The following is a 19813-nucleotide window of genomic DNA, read 5'->3' on the forward strand; positions in this document are numbered from 1 at the left end:
CGCGAGCACCGGGGGCCGCGCCTCGGGTGCGGGTGGCGGCATCCGGCCGGGCCGTCCCTTCAGAACTCGTCGGCACCGGCCCGCAGTTCGAAGGTCCAGTAGCCCGTCTTCGCGACGGCCTCGTCCACGGCGAGGCCGCCCGCGGGCGCGGTGACGACGACGCTGCCCTCGGCCGGGCCGTCGGCGGCGAAGAGGTTCACGTTGAAGCGGGTGACGACCTTGTTGTCCTCGTGCGCGCCCCCGGCGGCGACGCGTACGTTCGCGTATGCCGGAACGCCGGCCTTCAGGACGACCGGGGCGGCGGGCTTGCTCTTCGCGACGGCCGGGACGTCCTTGGCGGTCTGGACGTCCCCGAAGGCGATCAGCGGGTACTCGTAGAGGCGGCACGAGTGGCCGGAGGTGTTGGCGGCCGTCAGGGTGACGTGCTCGGTGGGGGTCCCTTCGGCCTTCGCCACCGTGATCTTCACGTCCTTGGGGGTGCAGGCGGGGACGCTCACCGTGCCCGTCGACGCGCCGCCGCCCGACGACGCGCCGCCCGCGGCCGCGCCCTTCTTGCCTGCGGCCTGGTCGCCCGACGCGGCGCCCGCCTTGCCGGACGCTGGCTGCGGGGCACCCTGCGGGGCGGCCTGGTCCGCCGCGGCCTTCGGGGCCTCGTGGCCGCCGCCGCAGGCGGTCAGCCCCAGCGACAGGACGGCGACGGCGGCAGCGGCAGCGGCCAGGACGGTGTTCTTGCGGCAGGCAGGCATGGTGGTTCCCCGGAACGATCGGTCGGCGCACGTGGGCGGCGCACGTAGGCGGTGCACGTAGGCGGTGCACGTAGGCGGTGCACTTGTGCGGGGCACGTGTGCGGTGCTGACCACAGCCTCCGGCCGGGCGCTGCCGTTCCGCTTGCGCGCCGCTAACGATCCGCTGCCAACCGCGACAGCAGCTCCCCCGCCCGCCGCGCACCGTCCGTGAACCCTGCCGCGTCCGCCGCCGCCGCGGCCCGTCCGAGCTGGCCGGCGGCCTCCTCGACCCGGCCGAGACCGGCCAGGGCCTCGCCCCGGACGATCTGCAGCTGCGCCCTTCCGACCTCCATCCCGGCGGGGACGAGCCCCTGCGCGCGCACGACGTGCGCGAGCGCCTCCTCGTGGGCCCCCGTCCGCAGACAGTGCCGGGCCAGGTGCTGGAGGGTCAGCACCCGCGTGGAGGGGTGGCCGGTCATCTCGGCGAGCCCGACCGCCCGGGACATCAGTTCCCCGGCCCGCTCGTGCCGCCCGGTGGAGTCCAGGACCGCCCCGAGGTTCGCGTAGGCGATGGCCTCGCCGATCCCGTCACCGGCCCGCGCGGCCAGCGGCGGCGCCTGCTCCAGGTGTACGAGGGCCTCCGCGTCGCGGCCCTCCTCGTGCAGCACCCAGCCGAGCAGGGCCCGGGTGCGCGACTGCGCGTCGGGGTCTTCCTCGTGCTCCGCCGAGCGCAGCCCGGCCTCCAGGAGCGGTACCCAGCCGTCCCCGATCCGCCACAGCACCAGCGGCCACGGTACGAGGGCCAGCCGCCAGGCCCGGTCGTGCAGGCCCAGGGCAGCGGCGGCGGCGACCGCCCCCTCCAGGGCCGGGCGCTCCGCCTCGTACCAGGCCAGTGCGGCGCGGCGGTCCTCGAACTCCCGGATCGCCGGGGGCCTGCGGAAGCCGGCGGGCAGCGCGTAGCAGGGCTGGGAGCCCGGCTCGGCCGCGGCATCGGCCGCGAGTCCCGTGTAGAGGTAGTGGTCGAGGAGGCGGCGCAGGCCCTCGGGGTCCGCCTGCGGGGCGAGCTCGCGGGCGTAGAGCCGTACCAGGTCGTGCGAGGACCAGCGGCCCGGAACGGGCTCGCCGATCAGGTGGGCCGCGGCGAGCCGGTCCAGGTCGGCACAGGCCTGCGCGGGCGAGGTCCCGGCGAGCGCGCCGGCGGCGAAGCGGTCCAGGTCGCCCGCGGTGTGCAGGCCGAGTGCGCGGAACATCCGGGCCGCGGACTCGGGCAGTTGCCGCACGGTGAGGTGCAGCGCCGCCGAGACCCCGGTGTCCTCGACGTTCAGGGCCGCCAGCCGCCCCTGTTCGTCGGCCAGTTCGCCGACCATGGCGCCGAGCGCCCACTCCGGCCGCTCGGCCAGGCGGGCGGCCGTCACCCGCAGCGCCAGCGGGAGCCCGTCGCAGAGGGCGGCCAGCCGGGCGGCGGCTTCCGGTTCGGCCTCGACCCGGGGCGCGCCCAGCACGTCGGCGAGCAGGGCCCGCGCGTCGGCCGGCGGGAGGTGGCCCAGGGGCAGCGGCCGGGCGGCGTCGGAGGCGATGAGTCCGCCGAGCCGGTTGCGGCTGGTGACCAGCGTCGCGCAGTGGTCGCCGCCGGGGAGCAGGGGCCGGACCTGCTCTGAGGAGCGCGCGTCGTCGAGTACGAGGAGCAGCCGGCGCCCCGCGGTGAGCGAGCGGAACAGCGCGCCCATCGCGTCGGCCGTCTCCGGCATCCCCTCCGGCGACACCCCCAGGGCCAGGAGGAACTCCCGCAGGACGGCGCCGGTTTCGGGCGGCTGGCCGTCGCTGAATCCGCGGAGGTCGGCGAAGAGCCGGCCCTCGGGGAAGTCGGCGCGCCGCTGGTGGGCCCAGTGCACGGCGAAGGCGGTCTTGCCGACTCCGGCGGGCCCGGTGACCAGGCGGACGGCCCCGCCACCCGCCCCGGCGGCCCGGGTGAGCTCCGCCAGTTCGGCGTCCCGCCCGGTGAACCCGCGCGGCGGACGCGGCAGCAGCTCGGGAACCACCGCCTCGGCGGCCGGGGCGGGCGCGGCGGACCGCCTCCGCGACGCGGGGCCGGCCGAACGCAGCAGCTCCGCGTAGGCGGCGTCGAGCGCCTCCCCGGGGTCCACGCCGAGCTCCTCGCCGAGCATCCGGCGGGTGCGGTGGTACCAGCCGATGGCGTCCGACTGCCGCCCGGAGCGGCCCAGGGCCAGCATCAGCGCGGCCGCCAGGGATTCGCGCAGCGGGTGCGCGACGGCCTCGGTACGGAGCACGGCGGCGGCCATGGCGTGCTCGCCGAGCCGTCCGTACGCCCCGGCGAGCGCCTCCACCGAGGCCAGCCGCAGCTCCTCCAGGCCGCTCGCCCCGGCCTGCAGGTGCCGGCTCTGCACGGTTCCGGTGAGCGCGGGCCCCTGCCAGAAGGAGAGCGCCTCGCGCAGCATCAGGACGGCGTCGGCGGGCCGGCACTGCACCCCGGCCAGGGCGACGAGCTCCTCGAAGCGGTGCGCGTCCACGAGGGACTCCGGCATCCGCAGTACGTACGCCGTGCCCTGGGTGGCGAGTTCGACCCCGTACGCCGGGGCCCCGCACTGGGCCAGCAGAGCGCGCAGCCGCGAGACGTGCCCCTGCAGCACGGTCCGGGCGCGGGCGGGCGGCTCGTCCTCCCAGAGGGCCTCGATCAGCCGGCTCACCCGGACCGCGGTGTTGGGCCGCAACGCCAGCATGGCCAGCAGGCTGGAGCGCTTGGCGGGCCCCAGCGCGAGGTCCCCGCCCTCCGTCACGACGGCGACGGTCCCGAGCAGCCGGATCTCCACCTGTTGCCTCCCACGCTCCCCCTGCGAACCCCGAGGATACGCACCAAGATCCACCCACCGGACTCCCACCGGATTCCCCACCGGATCCCCACCGGACCTGCGGACACCCCCGGGCCGCCGGATCAGCAGGCAAGCCCATATCAACCTAAAATGGCCTAAAAGCAGTCACGGCATGTCCGGCGGCTCCAGGGCGCCCCCGCGGGCCGCGCGGCTGGCCCAGGAGGCGTGATGACCGTATCCCCCGACGCGACGCCGCAGTACGCGCACAGCGACCCCGAGGACGTCCTCAAGCAGCTCGGAAGCTCTTGGCACTGGGCACTCGGCTTCGCCCTCGCGACCTTGATCCCCGGCATCCTGATACTCGTCTGGCCCGACGAGACCCTGCACGTCCTGGCCGTGATCATCGGCCTGCAGCTCCTGGTGGCGGGCGGCTTCCGTTTCGTCTCGGCCTTCTCGCACGGCGGCGACCGGGGCGGCAGCAGACTGGCGGGCGTCCTGGTCTCCATGCTGGCGTTCCTGGCGGGCGTCCTGGTACTGCGGCACCCGATGCAGACGATCGGCGCGTTGTCCCTGATCCTCGGGGTGTTCTGGCTGCTGAGCGGAGTGCTCACGGCGTACACCGCGATCGCCGACCACGCCCTCGTACACCGCGGCCTGCTCTTCGGCCTGGGCGCCCTGGGCGTCATCGCCGGAATCGTCGTGCTCTGCTTCCCGGTGGACTCCGCGGTCGCCCTGACACGACTGCTGGGCCTCTGGCTCGTCCTGCTCGGCGTGTTCGAAGTGGTGATGGCCTTCGCACTGCGCTCCGCCACCCGCCGGGCGATACCACCGCACGGCGAGTGAGTGCCGTCTACACGATCCGGCCGGTCGCGGTGCGGCAAGCTGCCGAAAAACCTCCGGCCGGGATCGTTGGCTCCCCAGCCTGAGCTACGGGCCGCTACCGTGAAGCCATGACCGCACTGCCCGACTGGATGCGCCCGCCGCGCGCGGAAGGCTGGTTCGCGGAGGACCTCGACCGCCTCCCCGAGGCACCCCGCCACACCGAGCTGATCGATGGAGCCCTCGTCTTCATGATGTCGCCCCAGAGGTGGTGGCACGGCCACCTCGTCACCATGCTCACCGTCGCACTCATGGAGCAGGTGCCCGCCGACGTGAGAGTCGGCCGCGAGATGACCATCAAGCTCGACCCGCGCAACCGCCCCGAACCGGACCTGCTGGTCACGACGGCCGACTTCGACGGCGACCGTACCTGGTTCGCACCGGAGGACGTCCGGCTCGTCATCGAGGTCGTCTCCCCGGAGTCCGCCCATCGCGATCGCACAGTAAAGCTCCGCAAGTACGCGGAGGCCGGCATCCCGCACTACTGGTGCATCGAGGACGAGGACGGAGCACCCGTCGTACACGTCTACGAGCTCGACGAACCGACCGGCGCCTACGCACCCGCCGGGATCTTCCGGGGCACCCTCCAGCGCCCGGTGCCCTTCGAGATCAGCCTTGATCTCGACCGGCTCACTCCGCCACGAAGCAACTGACAAGTCAGCAGGGGAAGACAGCAGGGGTGGGACTCACCCAGAGTCCCACCCCTGCTGACCTGCACACTTGGCGAGGCCGGCTCACACGCGGTCAGTAGTGGTACCGAGCCCTCGTGTCGCAGCCTGACCGCCGTCGCCTGCGAGTCGGCGATTACCGCGTTGTCTACACGATCCACAACGGGGAACTGGTGGTCTGGGTGGTTCACGTCGGACACCGCTCCACCGCTTACGACACCTGATACCCGTCGGAATCCGCAGGAGGCGGCGGCATCACCGTCCGGGCTGGTCGCGCCGGACTGTCAGTGGCGGCTGCTTCCATGCCGCCATGAGCACTGTGTACGAGACCGCCGCCCTCCTCCCCGACCCGCCCCAACTCCGTGCCCATCTGCGCGCACTGGCCGTCCTGGACGCCACGATCGGGGACGATCCGCAGTTCTCCCAGTACACCTTCGACACCACCTGGAGCCCCGGCGTCGAGGCGGCCCTGATGGAGAACGGTTCGGGGGACGACTTCTCCATCCTCTTCACCCCAGCCGGCGTGCTCATACGCGGCTTCGCCCACGAGTCGGAGATGAGCCCGTACGGGACGGACGACGAGCAGGTCTGGCCCGGTGTCTTCGACGACGTGCCCGCCGCACTGCGCCCGGTGCTCGACGAGCCCGCCTTCCGCGATGAAGGGATCGATACGCCCCGGGTCACCGCATGCCTGTGGCGGGAGACCTGCGACACCGCCTGGAGCGCCGGCTCGACCATCCCCTTCCCCGCCGGCAGCGAGGACCCGGACGGCTCAGGCTTCCTCTTCCACCTCCTCACCGACCGCTCTCCCGAGGCCGTCCAGGCCCACTTCGAGGACTACTACGAGCGACCCGTCCCCCTCGATGCCATCCGCCACGTCCTCGCCGGACGCCCCCTCACCCCAGCGATCGCCCGGGCCCTCAACCCGGCCGTCCTCCCGGACAGCGCCCTGCTCCACAGGATCGAGGCACACCCCGAGGTCTCCTCCGGCAGGGAAGTCCTGGACCGCCCGCCCACCACCGCCGCCCGCACCGTCCCCGACGGATTCCTCCCCCACGTTCCCGATGACGAGGAGTCCGCCTTCGAGCCGATGCTCGAACGGTCTACCGAGTAGGTCGGGCCCGACCGCCTGATCCGGCGTCAGAACATCCGGCACCCATCCAGCACGGTGACGACGAAGGGGCCGACTCCATCAGGAGTCGACCCCTTGCGACCTGCACGCTTAACGAATCGCCCAGCGTGCAGTGACGACACGATCAGACGTTGAAGCGGAACTCCACCACGTCGCCGTCCTGCATGACGTACTCCTTGCCCTCCATGCGGGCCTTGCCCTTCGCGCGGGCTTCCGTGACCGAGCCGCATTCGACCAGGTCCGCGAAGGAGATGACCTCGGCCTTGATGAAGCCGCGCTGGAAGTCGGTGTGGATGACGCCCGCGGCCTCGGGGGCGGTGGCGCCCTGCTTGATGGTCCAGGCGCGGGTTTCCTTCGGGCCTGCCGTCAGGTAGGTCTGGAGGCCCAGGGTGGCGAAGCCGACGCGGCCGAGGGTGGCGAGGCCGGGCTCGTCCTGGCCGACCGACTGGAGGAGCTCCAGGGCTTCCTCGTCGTCCAGCTCCGAGAGGTCCTGCTCCAGCTTCGCGTTCAGGAAGATGGCCTCGGCCGGGGCGACCAGGGCGGACTGCTCCGCCTTGAAGGCGTCGTCCGTCAGCTCGTCCTCGTCCACGTTGAAGACGTAGAGGAAGGGCTTGGTGGTGAGGAGGTGCAGCTCGTGGAGGAGGTCGCCCTGCTCCGTGCCCTTGGTGATGCCCTTCGAGAAGAGGGTGTCGCCCGCTTCGAGGATCTTCTTGGCCTCGACGACGGCCGCCAGGACCGCGACCTTCTCCTTCTGGAGGCGGGACTCCTTCGTCAGGCGCGGCTCCGCCTTCTCGATGGACTGGAGGTCCGCGAGGATCAGCTCGGTGTTGATCGTCTCGATGTCGTCCTTGGGCGAGACCTTGCCGTCGACGTGGACGACGTTCTCGTCCTTGAAGGCGCGGATGACCTGGCAGATCGCGTCCGACTCGCGGATGTTCGCGAGGAACTTGTTGCCGAGGCCCTCGCCCTCCGAGGCGCCGCGCACGATGCCCGCGATGTCGACGAAGTCGACCGTGGCGGGGAGGACCTTCTGCGAGCCGAAGATGCCGGCCAGGACGGCCAGGCGCGGGTCCGGGACGCCGACGACGCCGACGTTCGGCTCGATGGTGGCGAACGGGTAGTTGGCCGCCAGCACGTCGTTCTTGGTCAGGGCGTTGAAAAGGGTCGACTTGCCGACATTAGGCAGGCCGACGATTCCGATCGTGAGCGACACGTTGGCGACTTCCCGTAGCTGGAGGGGGCGGCGGCCCGGAGTGGGCCGTCGGACAGTTTACTTTCCGATGAGCGCCGGTGGATGTACGCGTGTCCGGGGGCCGATCCGGGGGGCCTCCCGCCTAGGTTGGTGGGGTGGAGCAATACAGGATGCGTTCGACAGGTCACCCTCAGGTGCGCGGCTCCCGGCCCCCCGCGGCCCGGGGCGGGCGGCGGCTGCCCCGGCCCCGGCTGACCGGGCTCGGCGGCGGGCTGTTCGCCTGCGTCGCGATGCTCCTGGCCGCCGGGATCTCCTGGCTGCTCTTCGACTCCTCGCTCTTCGCGTACGGGCTGCTCTTCCTCCCCGTGGCCGCCGCGACCGCCGCGTGGGTGCGGCCGGCCGACCTGGTCACCGCGCCCGTGGCCGTACCCATCGCCTTCGCCGCCGGGGTCTGGCCCGTGTCGGGCGCCTCCGGCGGCGCCGGCGGGCAGCTGATGGGGGTGGTGTCGGCGCTGTCCCTGCACGCCGGCTGGCTGTACGCGGGCACGCTGGTCGCGGCCCTGATCGCCCTGATGCGGCGCGCCGCGCTGAGCGGGCGGCGGCGCGCCGCCCGGCGCAGCACCGCCTGACCCGCCCGACCCGCCCGACCCGCCCGACCCGCCCGACCCGTCCGGCCGCCGGCCCGCCTACCCCGCCTGCCGCGCCAGGTCGCGGGCGGCCATCGCCGCCCCGACGATGCCCGCGTTGTTCTGGAGCTTCGCCGGGACGATCTCCGCCCGGATGTCCTGGATCAGCGGGAGGAACTTCTCCGGCTTGCGGCTGACCCCGCCGCCGAGGATGAAGAGGTCCGGGGAGAAGAGCATCTCGACGTGGGCCAGGTACTTCTGCAGCCGGTGCGCCCAGCGCTCCCAGGTGAGGTCGCCGTCCTCCTTGGCCTTCACCGACGCCCGGGTCTCCGCGTCGTGGCCCTTGAGCTCCAGGTGGCCGAGTTCCGAGTTCGGCACGAGCCGCCCGTCCGTGAAGAGGGCGCTGCCGATGCCGGTGCCCAGGGTGAGCAGGATGACGGTGCCGCCCCGGCCGCGCCCGGCCCCGTACGTCATCTCCGCGACGCCCGCCGCGTCCGCGTCGTTGAGGACGGCGACCGGCAGGCCGTCGAGCTCCCGCGAGAGCAGGGCGGCGGCGTCCGTACCCACCCACGCCCTGTCGACGTTGGCGGCCGAGCGGGTGACGCCACCGGTGACGACACCCGGGAAGGTGACCCCCACCGGGCCCTTCCAGGAGAACGCGCCGATCACCTCCGCTACGCATCCGGCCACCCCCTCGGGGGTGGCCGGATGCGGTGTCAGTACCTTGTGGCGCTCCTGCGCCAGCTCGCCGCGGTCCAGGTCCACGGGAGCGCCCTTGATCCCGGAACCGCCGATGTCCACACCGAAGATCTGCATGGACTCACCGTACGAACGCCGGGCCCGGCAGGCTACTCGTCGGCGCCCCCGGCAGCCAGTTCGGCGGCCTCCGCGCGCAGGTCGCGGCGCAGCTCCTTGGGGAGGGAGAAGACGATGGACTCCTCGGCGGTCTTGACGATCTCCACGTCGGCGTAGCCGCGGGCGGCCAGCCACTCCAGGACCTCTTCGACCAGGACCTCCGGCACCGAGGCGCCCGAGGTCAGGCCGATCGTCGTGACGCCCTCCAGCCAGGCCTCGTCGATCTCGCTCGCGAAGTCGACCAGGTACGCGGCGCCCGCGCCGGCGTCGAGGGCGACCTCGACCAGCCGGATCGAGTTCGAGGAGTTCTTCGACCCGACCACGATGACCAGGTCGGAGTCGGAGCCCATGACCTTGACCGCGGCCTGCCGGTTGGAGGTGGCGTAGCAGATGTCGTCACTGGGAGGGGAGACGAGCAGGGGGAACTTCGTCTTCAGCGCGTCGACCGTCTCCATCGTCTCGTCGACCGAGAGCGTGGTCTGCGAGAGCCAGACGACCTTCGACTCGTCGCGCACCTCGACCTTCGCGACGTCGTCCGGGCCGTCGACGATGGTGATGTGGTCCGGGGCCTCGCCGGAGGTGCCGATGACCTCCTCGTGGCCCTCGTGGCCGATGAGGAGGATGTCGAAGTCCTCGTTCGCGTACCGGATGGCCTCCTTGTGCACCTTGGTGACCAGCGGGCACGTCGCGTCGATCGTCGCGAGCCTGCCGCGGGCGGCCTCCTCGTGCACCACCGGCGCCACGCCGTGCGCGGAGAACATCACGATGGAGCCGGGCGGGACCTCCTCCGTCCGCTCGACGAAGATGGCGCCCTTCTTCTCCAGCGTCTGGACGACGTACTTGTTGTGCACGATCTCGTGTCGGACGTAGACCGGCGCACCGTACTGCTGGAGGGCCGTCTCGACAGCGATCACGGCGCGGTCCACTCCCGCGCAATAGCCGCGCGGGGCGGCGAGCAGGACGCGGCGGGATGCGGAAGCGGGGGCGGGAGCAGTCATACGCTCCATCGTACGGGGGTCTCCAGCAGGCCGTACGTCCCCCGTTCGGCACACACTTGGTCGAACGTCCATACCGGCGATCCCTCGGAGGAACGATGGCATCCGCTACGGATTCCACCACCGTCCCGCCCACCGCCCTGCGTCGGAGCCTCGGATTCCGGGACCTGGTCGTCTACGGCCTCCTCTTCATCGCCCCCATGGCCCCGGTCGGGGTCTTCGGCACCCTGGACGCCAGGTCGCACGGCTCCGTCGCGCTCGTGTACCTCGTCGCGACGGCCGCGATGGCGCTGACGGCCTTCTCGTACGCGCAGATGGTGCGGGTGGCCCCGCAGGCGGGCTCGGTGTTCACCTACGCCCGCAAGGCGCTGGGCGAGGGGCCGGGGCTGATCGCCGGCTGGATGGCGATGCTGGACTACCTGCTGATCCCGGCGGTCGCGTACCTCTTCTCCGGGATCGCGATGAACGCGCTGGTCCCGGAGGTCTCCCGCTGGGTGTGGACGGCGCTGGCGGTGGCGGTCACCACCCTGCTGAACCTGTGGGGCGTACGGGCGGCCGCGCGCGTGGGCTTCGCGGTGCTCGCCGTGGAGCTCCTGGTCCTGCTCGTCTTCCTCGTCTCGGCGGTGACCGTACTGGTCCGGGACGGGGCCCGGCGCGGCTGGCTGTCGCCGCTGACCGGCGACGGCTCGCTGGGCTTCTCGACGGCCGCCGTCCTGGGCGCGGTGTCGATCGCGGTCCTGTCCTACCTGGGCTTCGACGCCATCGTCTCCTTCGCGGAGGAGGTGACCGGGGGCTCGGCCCGGGTGGCTCGGGCGGTGCTGTTCTGCCTGGCGCTGACCGGAGTGCTGTTCCTGGTCCAGACCTACCTCGCGGCGCTGCTCACCCCGGTCTCCTCGGCGGAGCTGGCCGCCGACCCGGCGCTGCAGGGGCCGGCCTTCTACGACGCCGTCGAGGCCTCGGTCGGGGGGTGGCTGCACGACCTGGTGGCGGCGAGCAAGGCGGTCGGGGCGGCCTTCGCGGCGCTGGCCGGGCAGGCCGCGGCCGGGCGGCTGCTGTTCGCGATGGCCCGGGAGCGGCGGCTGCCGGGTGTTCTGGCGCGCACCTCGGGCGGCACCCCGAGGGCGGCGCTGCTGGTCGCGGCCACGGTGACGCTGGTGGCGGCGGTGTGGGCGGCCCGCCGCGACGACGGGCTCGACCACCTGGTCTCCGTGGTGGACATCGGAGCGCTGACGGCCTTCACGCTGCTGCACGCCTCGGTGGTGGGCTGGTTCGTGGTGCGGCGGATGGAGGGCCCGCCGATCTGGTGGAAGCACCTGGTGTTCCCCGTACTGGGCGCCGCCGTGACCGTGGCCGTGATCGTCGAGGCGTCCTGGACGGCGCAGCTCGTGGGGGCGGTGTGGCTGCTGGTGGGGCTGTGCGTCCTGGCCGCCCAGCGCGGCCGACGCGCCGGGGCCGCGGCCGACGGGCCCGGTACGGGTGTCGGCCCCGGCGGCTAGCCTGCGTGCATGGGTCTGAATACGTCGGCTGATGCGCCGTTGCCGGTCGGTCAGGTGTCCCGGCTCATCGGGGGCTGGATCGACCGGCTGGGTCAGGTGTGGGTGGAGGGGCAGATCACGCAGCTGTCCCGGCGGCCGGGGGCGGGGGTGGTGTTCCTGACGCTGCGGGACCCGTCGCACGACATCTCCGTCAGCGTGACCTGCTTCCGGCAGGTCTGGGAGGAGGTGGCGGACACGGTGTCGGAGGGCGCGCGGGTCGTCGTCCTGGCCAAGCCCGAGTGGTACGCCCCGCGCGGGCAGCTGTCCCTGCGGGTCACCGAGATCCGCCCGGTCGGCATCGGGGAGCTGCTGGCCCGGCTGGAGCGGCTGAAGCGGTCGCTGGCCGCCGAGGGCCTGTTCGCGCTGGACCGCAAGAAGCCGCTGCCGTTCCTGCCGCAGCTGATCGGGCTGGTGGTGGGGCGGGCCTCGGCGGCCGAGCGGGACGTGCTGGAGAACGCCCGGCGGCGCTGGCCGGCGGTGCGCTTCGAGGTGCGCAACGTGGCCGTGCAGGGGGTGCACGCGGTGCCGCAGGTGGTGCAGGCGGTCAAGGAGCTCGACGCCCGGCCCGATGTGGACGTGATCATCGTGGCCCGCGGCGGCGGCAGCGTGGAGGACCTGCTGCCCTTCTCCGACGAGGAGGTCGTACGGACGGTCGCGGCGGCCCGTACGCCGGTGGTCTCGGCGATCGGGCACGAGCCGGACTCGCCGCTGCTGGACCTGGTGGCGGACCTGCGGGCCTCCACGCCGACGGACGCCGCGAAGAAGGTGGTCCCGGACGTCGGGGAGGAGATGGAGCGGGTGCGCCAGCTCCAGGGCCGGGGGCTGCGCGCGCTGCGCGGGCTGCTGGACCGGGAGGAGCGGGGGCTCGCGCACGCCCTGGCCCGGCCGGTGTTCGTGCACCCGCAGCGGATGGTGGAGAACCGGGAGTCCGAGCTGGACGCGCTGCTGGCCCGCAGCCGGCGCACGCTCGGGCACCTGCTGGACCGGGCCGACTCCGAGCTGGAGCACACCCGGGCCCGGGTCCTCGCGCTGTCCCCCGCGGCCACCCTGGAACGGGGGTACGCCGTGCTCCAGCGGGCGGACGGGCATGTGGTGCGGGCGCCCGACGAGGTCGAGCCGGGGCAGGTACTGCGGGCGCGGGTGGCGGCGGGCGAGTTCGCGGTGGAGGTCACGCCGGAGACCGCCTCAAAAGCCGCTAGAGGATGACAAGTTCCGGCAACGGATTCGTTGCAGTGCACAGATACGATGAGGAAACGGGAATGACTGAGAGCGACACCGCGCTGGGGTACGAGCAGGCCCGCGACGAACTCGTCGAGGTCGTCCGCAGGCTGGAGGCCGGCGGCACCTCCCTGGAGGAGTCCCTCGCGCTCTGGGAGCGCGGCGAGGAGCTGGCGCAGGTCTGCCGGCACTGGCTGGAGGGGGCCCGCGCCCGGCTGGACTCGGCGCTGGCGGCCCGGGAGGCGGCCGGGGACGGCGACGGCCGCGAGGGGGGCCGCGAAGAGTGATCCAGGTCTCGCCAGGCCAATTTAGTTGAAATTTCATCTACTTTCGTCGTAGAGTCGGAGACGTCGCGCTTCACCTCCGTACAGAAGAAGGCTTACCGATGTCTCTCGTGCTCGACGCCGCTGCTCAGGACCTGCTGTTCCGCGAGGCCCGCACCGCCAACTCGTTCTCCGACGAGCCGGTCACCGACGAGCAGGTCCAGGCCATCTACGACCTGGTGAAGTTCGGCCCCACGGCCTTCAACCAGACCCCGCTGCGCATCACGCTGGTCCGCTCCCCCGAGGCCCGCGAGCGCCTCGTGAAGCACATGGCCGAGGGCAACCAGCCCAAGACCGCCGCCGCCCCGCTGGTCGCGATCCTCTCCGCGGACAACGAGTTCCACGAGGAGCTCCCCCAGCTGCTGCCGCACTTCCCGCAGGCCAAGGACGCCTTCTTCTCCGAGCGCCCGGTCCGCGAGCAGTCCGCCCTGGTCAACGCCTCGCTGCAGGCCGCCTACTTCATCGTCGGCGTCCGCGCCGCCGGCCTGGCCGCCGGCCCGATGACCGGTCTGGACTTCGCCGGCGTCCAGAAGGAGTTCCTGGACGCCGACCACACCCCGCTGATGGTCGTCAACATCGGCAAGCCGGGCGAGAACGCCTGGTTCCCGCGCTCCCCGCGCCTGGACTTCGACCAGGTCGTCACCACCGTCTGAGTCCTGCCCCGCGCAGAGCAGAACGGACGCACGAAGAAGGCCGCCCGCCCCGGGGGAACCGGGGCGGGCGGCCTTCTTCGTGCTGTTCGTGCTCTTCGCGCCCTTCGCGCTCTTCGCGCCCGGCCGGGTACCCGGCGCCGCGCGCCGGACCCGCCACGGGCCGACAGGGCCTACGAGGCCTGCGCCCCCTGCTTGAACTCCAGCACCGCGGCCATCGCACCGAGCTGCTCGAAGGAGGCCGTCCCGGTCACGACGGTGACGTAGCCCTGCTCCTGGAGCACCAGCGCGTCGTACTTCTCGCCGTCCCAGCGCTCCCAGGCGCGGTCGCCGACCTGCTGGGTCTGCCCGGTGGCCTTCGCCCCCCGGGTGACGCCCTCCACGAACTTCGCCGAGGCGTCGCTGGACTGCTCCACCGCCACGTACTGCTTGTCCGGGTCCAGGAAGCCCAGGTGCCAGGCGTTGGCCTCCTTGCGCTCGAACGTCACCGAGGTCGCCCGCCACTCCTTCGGCAGCCCCACCGGGGCCGCGACGGGGTACGGCGCGGCGCGCCGCGCCGTGATGGTCTCCACCCGGTAGTCCACCGTGCGCGTCGGGTCGGCCGAGTCGTCATGGGGGAGGAAGATGTAGATCCCCGCCACGACGACGCCGATCACCACCAGCGACCGCACCATGTCCCAGACCGTCTGCTTGCCTTTCATACCTGCCACGCCCCCCATCGTCCCGCATGCCCGGGGGCGATCAGCGCCGGGGTCGGCGTGGCGGGTGCGGAAGAAGACCCGTACGGGACGGGAGGGGCGGGGGATGTGTCCGCTCAGCCCGTCCCGTTGACCGATATTCCGCTCATAAGTGACCCGCTCTGCTCAATATGTCGACGTACCGATAGAGTTCCAGCACCCTCACATCCCGGCCGTCGTCGTACAGAAAGGTGCGCTCCGATGACCGAGCACAACCTGCCGCCCCAGCTCGAAGTCTCTCCCGAAGCCCCCGACCGCAACCTCGCCCTGGAACTCGTCCGGGTCACCGAGGCCGCCGCACTCGCCGCGGGCCGGTGGGTCGGCCGTGGCGACAAGCTCGGCGCGGACGGCGCCGCGGTCAACGCCATGCGCACCCTGATCTCCACCGTCTCGATGAACGGCGTCGTCGTCATCGGCGAGGGCGAGAAGGACGAAGCCCCGATGCTCTTCAACGGCGAGCAGGTCGGCGACGGCACCGGTGCCGAGGTCGACATCGCCGTGGACCCGATCGACGGCACCACCCTCAACGCCAAGGGCATGCCCAACGCCATCGCCGTCCTGGCGGCCGCCGACCGCGGCACGATGTTCGACCCGTCCGCGGTCTTCTACATGGACAAGCTCGTCACCGGCCCCCAGGCCGCCGACTTCGTCGACATCAACGCGCCCGTTTCGGTGAACATCCGCCGGGTCGCCAAGGCCAAGGGCATGGCCGTCGAGGACGTCACGGTCGTCATCCTGGACCGCCCCCGCCACGAGGGCATCGTCAAGGAGATCCGCGAGACCGGCGCCCGCATCAAGTTCATCTCCGACGGCGATGTCGCGGGCTCGGTCATGGCGGTGCGCGAGGGCACCGGCGTCGACCTGCTCCTGGGCATCGGCGGCACCCCCGAGGGCATCATCTCGGCCTGCGCCATCAAGTGCCTCGGCGGCACGATCCAGGGCAAGCTGTGGCCCAAGGACGACGCCGAGCGCCAGAAGGCCCTGGACGCGGGCCACGACCTGGACCGGGTGCTGCACACCAACGACCTGGTGTCCGGCGAGAACGTCTTCTTCGTCGCCACCGGCATCACCGACGGCGAGCTGCTGCGCGGCGTCCACTACCGCTCGGAGACCGCGACCACGTCCTCGCTGGTCATGCGCTCGAAGTCGGGCACGATCCGGCAGATCGACTCCACCCACCGCCTCTCGAAGCTGCGCGCGTACAGCGCGATCGACTTCGACCGGGCGCAGTAGGAGCGGCCGGGCCGGCGACGGCACGGCGAAAGGGGCGGTCCCGGTGCGGGGGGACCGCCCCTTCGTCGTACGGGGACTGTCGTGTCGTACGGGGATTTCCGGTGGGGGCACGGGGGCCCACCGGCGCGTACGGGGACCCGTTCGCGCGTACGGGACCGGCGCGCGCGTACGGGCTCAGCCGGCGGCGGCGATGGGCGGCGTACCCGCCCCGGGGAGCAGCTCGGCGGCCCGGCGGCGCCTGCGCCCCAGGACCACGCGGCGTTCGGCGGCGGTGAGGCCGCCCCAGACTCCGTAGGGCTCGGGCTGGAGCAGTGCGTGCTCGCGGCAGGCGACCATCACGGGGCAGCGCGCGCAGACCCGCTTGGCGGCCTCCTCGCGCGCGAGCCGGGCCGCGGTCGGCTCCTTGGAGGGTGCGAAGAAGAGGCCCGCCTCGTCCCTGCGGCACACCGCCTCCGCATGCCATGGGCCGTCCTCTTCGCGCGCCGGCATCCGTGGCTTCGGCACCGCGGCCGGACGCGCCTGAAGACTCTGGACGGCGGCTGCCTGCAGGGACTGATGCGGCGGATGCGGCACGGGTCTACTCCTGACGACGTATACGCGAGCGAGAGACGATGCACCAGTCCCTACCCGCTGTGCGTGCCACTAAGCACTGTGCACCGTCACCGATGGGAGGTTCGACCGAAATACGCCGCAGGCACACGCCGGCCGCACGGGGCCCCCGGGGCCCGCGGCAGGGCCCGCGCGGCGGCTCAGCCGTCGAGCCGCTTGCGCAGCTTCTGGGCCAGGTCGACCAGGCGGGATCCGGGCTTGGGGTAGGCCTCGATGTTCCCGAGCAGCGCGAATCCGCGGACGATGACCACCGGTGCCTGCGGGTCGCTCGGGCCGCCCTCGCCGCGTACCTCGAAGTTGCCCAGGACCCCGCTGCCGTAGCCGCGCAGCGTGACGTTCTCCGGCACCAGCACCTCGACGTTGCCGAGGACGGAGGTCACGTTGATCTCGGTGACCTGCTGTTCGAAGACCGCTTCGGTGAGGTCGATGGTGATGTCGCCGAGGACCGAGACCGCGCGGGTGCGGGCCCCGGGGCGCCAGCGGCCCTTGCGGGCGGAGCTGCTGCACACGGCGACCACCGTCTCGACCGGGCCGGCCGCGGCCACGGCCGGCAGTGCGGCCGACGGGGCGGCGGGGCCGGACGCCGCCGCGGCGCCGGCCGGGAGGTCGCTCACCAGTACGTCCAGCTCCCCCACCGTCTTCAGGGCGTAGAGGGAGTCCAGGCGCTCGGAGTGCTCTTCTGCGGTCAGCCGGCCCTCGGCGAGGGCGTGGGAGAGGATCTCGGCGATCCGGTCCCGATCGGCGTCGGAGGCGCGCAGCCCGGCGGGGGCGGCGGCCACGGGGGCGGGGGCGGCAGGGTGCTTTTCCAGGTCCACGTCAACCAGCATAGCGAGACACGATAGATCGCGATACTCCCTCGCCGGGGCCGACTGAGCCTTACCTCACAGACAAAGCCCCCAGGGGAGGTCCTACGCTGGTTAACCGCGCTGCCAAATTGGTCGCCAGCGCCGTCTGCCGAGTGAGGAATGACTGCCGTCATGCCAGAGTTTGCGTACACCGATCTGCTCCCCCTGGGCGAGGACACCACCCCGTACAGGCTGGTGACCTCGGAGGGCGTCTCGACCTTCGAGGCCGACGGCCGTACGTTCCTCAAGGTCGAGCCGGAGGCGCTGCGCAAGCTCGCCGAAGAGGCCGTCCACGACATCCAGCACTTCCTGCGCCCCGCGCACCTCGCCCAGCTGCGCCGCATCATCGACGACCCGGAGGCGAGCTCGAACGACAAGTTCGTCGCGCTCGACCTCCTCAAGAACGCGAACATCGCGGCGGCCGGCGTCCTGCCGATGTGCCAGGACACGGGCACGGCGATCGTGATGGGCAAGCGCGGCCAGAACGTGCTGACCGAGGGCGCGGACGAGGCCGCCCTCTCCCGCGGCATCTACGACGCGTACACCCGCCTGAACCTGCGCTACTCGCAGATGGCCCCCCTCACCATGTGGGAGGAGAAGAACACCGGCTCGAACCTGCCCGCGCAGATCGAGCTGTACGCGACCGACGGCGGCGCGTACAAGTTCCTCTTCATGGCCAAGGGCGGCGGCTCCGCCAACAAGTCGTTCCTCTACCAGGAGACCAAGGCGGTCCTCAACGAGGCCTCCATGATGAAGTTCCTGGAGGAGAAGATCCGCTCCCTCGGTACGGCGGCCTGCCCGCCCTACCACCTGGCGATCGTCGTCGGCGGCACCTCCGCCGAGCACGCGCTGAAGACGGCCAAGTACGCCTCCGCCCACTACCTGGACGAGCTGCCCCGCGAGGGCTCCGCGCTGGGCCACGGCTTCCGCGACGAGGCCCTGGAGCAGCAGGTCTTCGAGCTGACCCAGAAGATCGGCATCGGCGCGCAGTTCGGCGGCAAGTACTTCTGCCACGACGTCCGCGTCGTCCGCCTCCCCCGCCACGGCGCGTCCCTCCCGGTCGCCATCGCGGTGTCCTGCTCGGCGGACCGCCAGGCCACCGCGAAGATCACCGCCGAGGGCGTCTTCCTGGAGCAGCTGGAGACGGACCCGGCGCGGTTCCTGCCGGAGACCGAGGACTCGCACCTCGACTCGGCCTCGGACGTCGTCTCGATCGACCTGAACCAGCCGATGGACGACATCCTGGCGACCCTGACCAAGCACCCGGTCAAGACCCGGCTGAGCCTGACCGGACCGCTGGTCGTGGCCCGCGACATCGCGCACGCCAAGATCAAGGAACTGCTGGACTCGGGCGCGGAGATGCCGCAGTACCTGAAGGACCACCCGGTCTACTACGCCGGCCCGGCGAAGACCCCCGAGGGCTACGCGTCCGGCTCCTTCGGCCCGACCACGGCCGGCCGCATGGACTCCTACGTCGAGCAGTTCCAGGCGGCGGGCGGCTCCAAGGTCATGCTGGCCAAGGGCAACCGCTCGCAGCAGGTGACGGACGCGTGCGGCACGCACGGCGGCTTCTACCTCGGCTCGATCGGCGGCCCGGCCGCGCGCCTGGCCCAGGACTGCATCAAGAAGGTCGAGGTCCTGGAGTACGAGGAGCTCGGCATGGAGGCGGTCTGGAAGATCGAGGTCGAGGACTTCCCGGCGTTCATCGTCGTGGACGACAAGGGCAACGACTTCTTCACTTCGCGTGAACCTGAGCAGCCGACGTTCACCAGCATCCCGGTGCGCGGCCCCGGTCTGGCGTAGCCCAGCACTCCCCGCCCGCAGAGAGCCCCTGGCGCCACCGCCGGGGGCTCTTGCCGTGCCACCCCTCCCCGGCCCGCAGGGGGCCGCCCTGGGCCGCGCGAGCGCTGACGTAGATCGTCTACCCGACAACGCGAATATTGGCGATGCCGCATAGACGCCCGTGAGCAACCCTCGTAGCGTCGTTCCCCGAGGCCCCAACCGGGGCCAGGACAAGGGGGTTTCGCATGGCCCGCGAGGAACTGACCCGGCTCACCGGCAACGGAAACGGCACCTGCGGCAAGGACGACTGCCCGAACATCTACCGCACCGCCAGCGGGTCGTTCGTCGTCCAGGGCGACGTAACCAGCACCTTCCAGCCGCCGCAGGGGGAAGGGCTTGTGGAGATCCCGGAAAGCGTGCTGCGGGAGGCCGTTCGTGCTCTTGGATGGTGATGCCTGGCAGGCGAAGTTCCGAGACTTCCAACAGGAAGCCTGGAGGCTTGAGACGCTGCCCCAGTACCTCATGCCGCAAGAAGCAGAAGAGTTCGCGGCGTTCAAGGCTGGGGCCCGCATTGACCCCGAGAGCGTCTCAAACGAGTACACCGACCGCCTAGCGCGACAGGTGACCGAAGGGCGCTCACAGGGGCGTGTGCACATCGTGACCCGCCCACTCTCGGATTACCTGCGATTCGAGTTCTCTCAGTACTACGCACCGCACGCCCTGGCCGGTGAGGAGATCCGTATTCTCGATGTGACCAACCGAGAGAATCCCTTGCGAGGGATTCAGGATTTCTGGTTGTTCGACCGCTCCGAGGTTGTGCTGATGAACTACTACGCAGATGGGCGTCAGATCAGCCGCGAGGCATTCGAAGGGGACGTGTCCCCGTTCATCGAGTGCCAACGAACCGCGGTCAGCGAGTCGGTGCCCTTCGAGGAGTACGTGAAGGGCCTTGACGCTTGAGCCTGACCGGCTAGGCCAGTC

At 71.8% G+C, this 19813-nt stretch carries 20 protein-coding genes and 1 pseudogene; 13 read left to right on the plus strand and 8 right to left on the minus strand.

Annotated features, from left to right (window positions below):
- Positions 1–59: 59 nt before the first annotated feature.
- Both OG295_RS11875 and OG295_RS11880 read right to left on the minus strand, forming a co-directional pair.
- On the minus strand, positions 60–746 hold the full coding sequence (locus tag OG295_RS11875; protein WP_371676844.1) for a DUF4232 domain-containing protein: 687 nt from the start codon (positions 744–746) through the stop codon (positions 60–62).
- Positions 747–898: 152 nt separating this feature from the next.
- Complete coding sequence (locus OG295_RS11880) at positions 899–3553, minus strand: BTAD domain-containing putative transcriptional regulator (RefSeq protein WP_371676845.1); 2655 nt, start codon at positions 3551–3553, stop codon at positions 899–901.
- A gap of 228 nt (positions 3554–3781) precedes the next feature.
- Between OG295_RS11880 and OG295_RS11885 the strand changes: the two genes are divergently transcribed.
- The 4 genes and pseudogenes from OG295_RS11885 to OG295_RS11900 all read left to right on the plus strand — a co-directional run bounded on the left by OG295_RS11885 (position 3782) and on the right by OG295_RS11900 (position 6214).
- A complete protein-coding gene (locus OG295_RS11885; protein WP_371676846.1) occupies positions 3782–4396 on the plus strand; it encodes an HdeD family acid-resistance protein in 615 nt (204 codons plus the stop codon).
- A gap of 107 nt (positions 4397–4503) precedes the next feature.
- Positions 4504–5085, plus strand: coding sequence for a Uma2 family endonuclease (locus OG295_RS11890; protein ID WP_371676847.1), 582 nt, complete (start codon positions 4504–4506; stop codon positions 5083–5085).
- Between the two features lie 107 nt (positions 5086–5192).
- A pseudogene (locus OG295_RS11895) lies at positions 5193–5324 on the plus strand (type II toxin-antitoxin system RelE/ParE family toxin); the annotation flags it as partial.
- Between the two features lie 86 nt (positions 5325–5410).
- Positions 5411–6214 (plus strand): hypothetical protein, encoded by an 804-nt coding sequence (locus OG295_RS11900; RefSeq protein ID WP_371676848.1) that lies wholly within the window; start codon positions 5411–5413, stop codon positions 6212–6214.
- A gap of 142 nt (positions 6215–6356) precedes the next feature.
- On the opposite strand, the gene ychF is transcribed toward OG295_RS11900, so the two are convergent.
- Positions 6357–7445, minus strand: coding sequence for a redox-regulated ATPase YchF (gene ychF, locus OG295_RS11905; protein ID WP_266841964.1), 1089 nt, complete (start codon positions 7443–7445; stop codon positions 6357–6359).
- A 149-nt stretch (positions 7446–7594) separates the two neighbouring features.
- On the opposite strand from ychF, the gene OG295_RS11910 reads away from it, so the two are divergent.
- Entirely contained in the window at positions 7595–8053 is a 459-nt protein-coding gene (locus tag OG295_RS11910; protein WP_371676849.1) for a DUF6542 domain-containing protein, read from the plus strand.
- A gap of 57 nt (positions 8054–8110) precedes the next feature.
- Here OG295_RS11910 and ppgK read toward each other — a convergent pair whose 3' ends face one another.
- Positions 8111–8866, minus strand: coding sequence for a polyphosphate--glucose phosphotransferase (ppgK, locus tag OG295_RS11915; protein ID WP_371676850.1), 756 nt, complete (start codon positions 8864–8866; stop codon positions 8111–8113).
- 32 nt (positions 8867–8898) lie between these two features.
- Positions 8899–9912: a 4-hydroxy-3-methylbut-2-enyl diphosphate reductase gene (locus OG295_RS11920; protein ID WP_371676851.1), complete on the minus strand. Its 1014-nt coding sequence runs from the start codon at positions 9910–9912 to the stop codon at positions 8899–8901.
- A gap of 86 nt (positions 9913–9998) precedes the next feature.
- Here OG295_RS11920 and OG295_RS11925 point away from each other — a divergent pair, with 86 nt between their 5' ends.
- From OG295_RS11925 to OG295_RS11940, 4 genes are all read left to right on the plus strand, one after another.
- Positions 9999–11396 carry an APC family permease gene (locus OG295_RS11925; RefSeq protein ID WP_371676852.1) on the plus strand — a complete coding sequence of 466 codons (1398 nt, stop codon included), beginning with the start codon at positions 9999–10001 and terminating at the stop codon, positions 11394–11396.
- 9 nt (positions 11397–11405) lie between these two features.
- Positions 11406–12641, plus strand: coding sequence for an exodeoxyribonuclease VII large subunit (xseA, locus tag OG295_RS11930; RefSeq protein WP_371676853.1), 1236 nt, complete (start codon positions 11406–11408; stop codon positions 12639–12641).
- Between the two features lie 53 nt (positions 12642–12694).
- Entirely contained in the window at positions 12695–12940 is a 246-nt protein-coding gene (locus tag OG295_RS11935) for an exodeoxyribonuclease VII small subunit (RefSeq protein WP_030226198.1), read from the plus strand.
- A gap of 98 nt (positions 12941–13038) precedes the next feature.
- Complete coding sequence (locus tag OG295_RS11940) at positions 13039–13629, plus strand: malonic semialdehyde reductase (RefSeq protein ID WP_371676854.1); 591 nt, start codon at positions 13039–13041, stop codon at positions 13627–13629.
- Between the two features lie 170 nt (positions 13630–13799).
- On the opposite strand, the gene OG295_RS11945 is transcribed toward OG295_RS11940, so the two are convergent.
- The gene (locus OG295_RS11945; protein ID WP_371681170.1) at positions 13800–14327 is read right to left on the minus strand and encodes a DUF4245 domain-containing protein; all 528 of its coding nucleotides are present in this window, start codon (positions 14325–14327) and stop codon (positions 13800–13802) included.
- Positions 14328–14564: 237 nt separating this feature from the next.
- Between OG295_RS11945 and glpX the strand changes: the two genes are divergently transcribed.
- Positions 14565–15596, plus strand: a complete 1032-nt coding sequence (glpX, locus tag OG295_RS11950) for a class II fructose-bisphosphatase (RefSeq protein ID WP_371676855.1) — start codon at positions 14565–14567, stop codon at positions 15594–15596.
- A 174-nt stretch (positions 15597–15770) separates the two neighbouring features.
- Here the strand turns inward: glpX and OG295_RS11955 are convergent, their stop codons facing one another.
- Complete coding sequence (locus OG295_RS11955) at positions 15771–16169, minus strand: WhiB family transcriptional regulator (protein WP_371676856.1); 399 nt, start codon at positions 16167–16169, stop codon at positions 15771–15773.
- A gap of 176 nt (positions 16170–16345) precedes the next feature.
- On the minus strand, positions 16346–17020 hold the full coding sequence (locus OG295_RS11960) for a DUF1707 domain-containing protein (protein ID WP_371676857.1): 675 nt from the start codon (positions 17018–17020) through the stop codon (positions 16346–16348).
- Positions 17021–17182: 162 nt separating this feature from the next.
- On the opposite strand from OG295_RS11960, the gene OG295_RS11965 reads away from it, so the two are divergent.
- The 3 genes from OG295_RS11965 to OG295_RS11975 all read left to right on the plus strand — a co-directional run bounded on the left by OG295_RS11965 (position 17183) and on the right by OG295_RS11975 (position 19792).
- Entirely contained in the window at positions 17183–18853 is a 1671-nt protein-coding gene (locus tag OG295_RS11965) for a fumarate hydratase (protein ID WP_371676858.1), read from the plus strand.
- Between the two features lie 224 nt (positions 18854–19077).
- Complete coding sequence (locus tag OG295_RS11970) at positions 19078–19284, plus strand: hypothetical protein (RefSeq protein WP_371676859.1); 207 nt, start codon at positions 19078–19080, stop codon at positions 19282–19284.
- Positions 19268–19792 (plus strand): DUF6879 family protein, encoded by a 525-nt coding sequence (locus tag OG295_RS11975; protein ID WP_371676860.1) that lies wholly within the window; start codon positions 19268–19270, stop codon positions 19790–19792. The genes OG295_RS11970 and OG295_RS11975 overlap by 17 nt, the downstream gene beginning before the upstream one ends.
- Positions 19793–19813 lie beyond the last annotated feature (21 nt).

This window comes from Streptomyces sp. NBC_01276 (assembly GCF_041435355.1).
Lineage (GTDB): Bacteria > Actinomycetota > Actinomycetes > Streptomycetales > Streptomycetaceae > Streptomyces.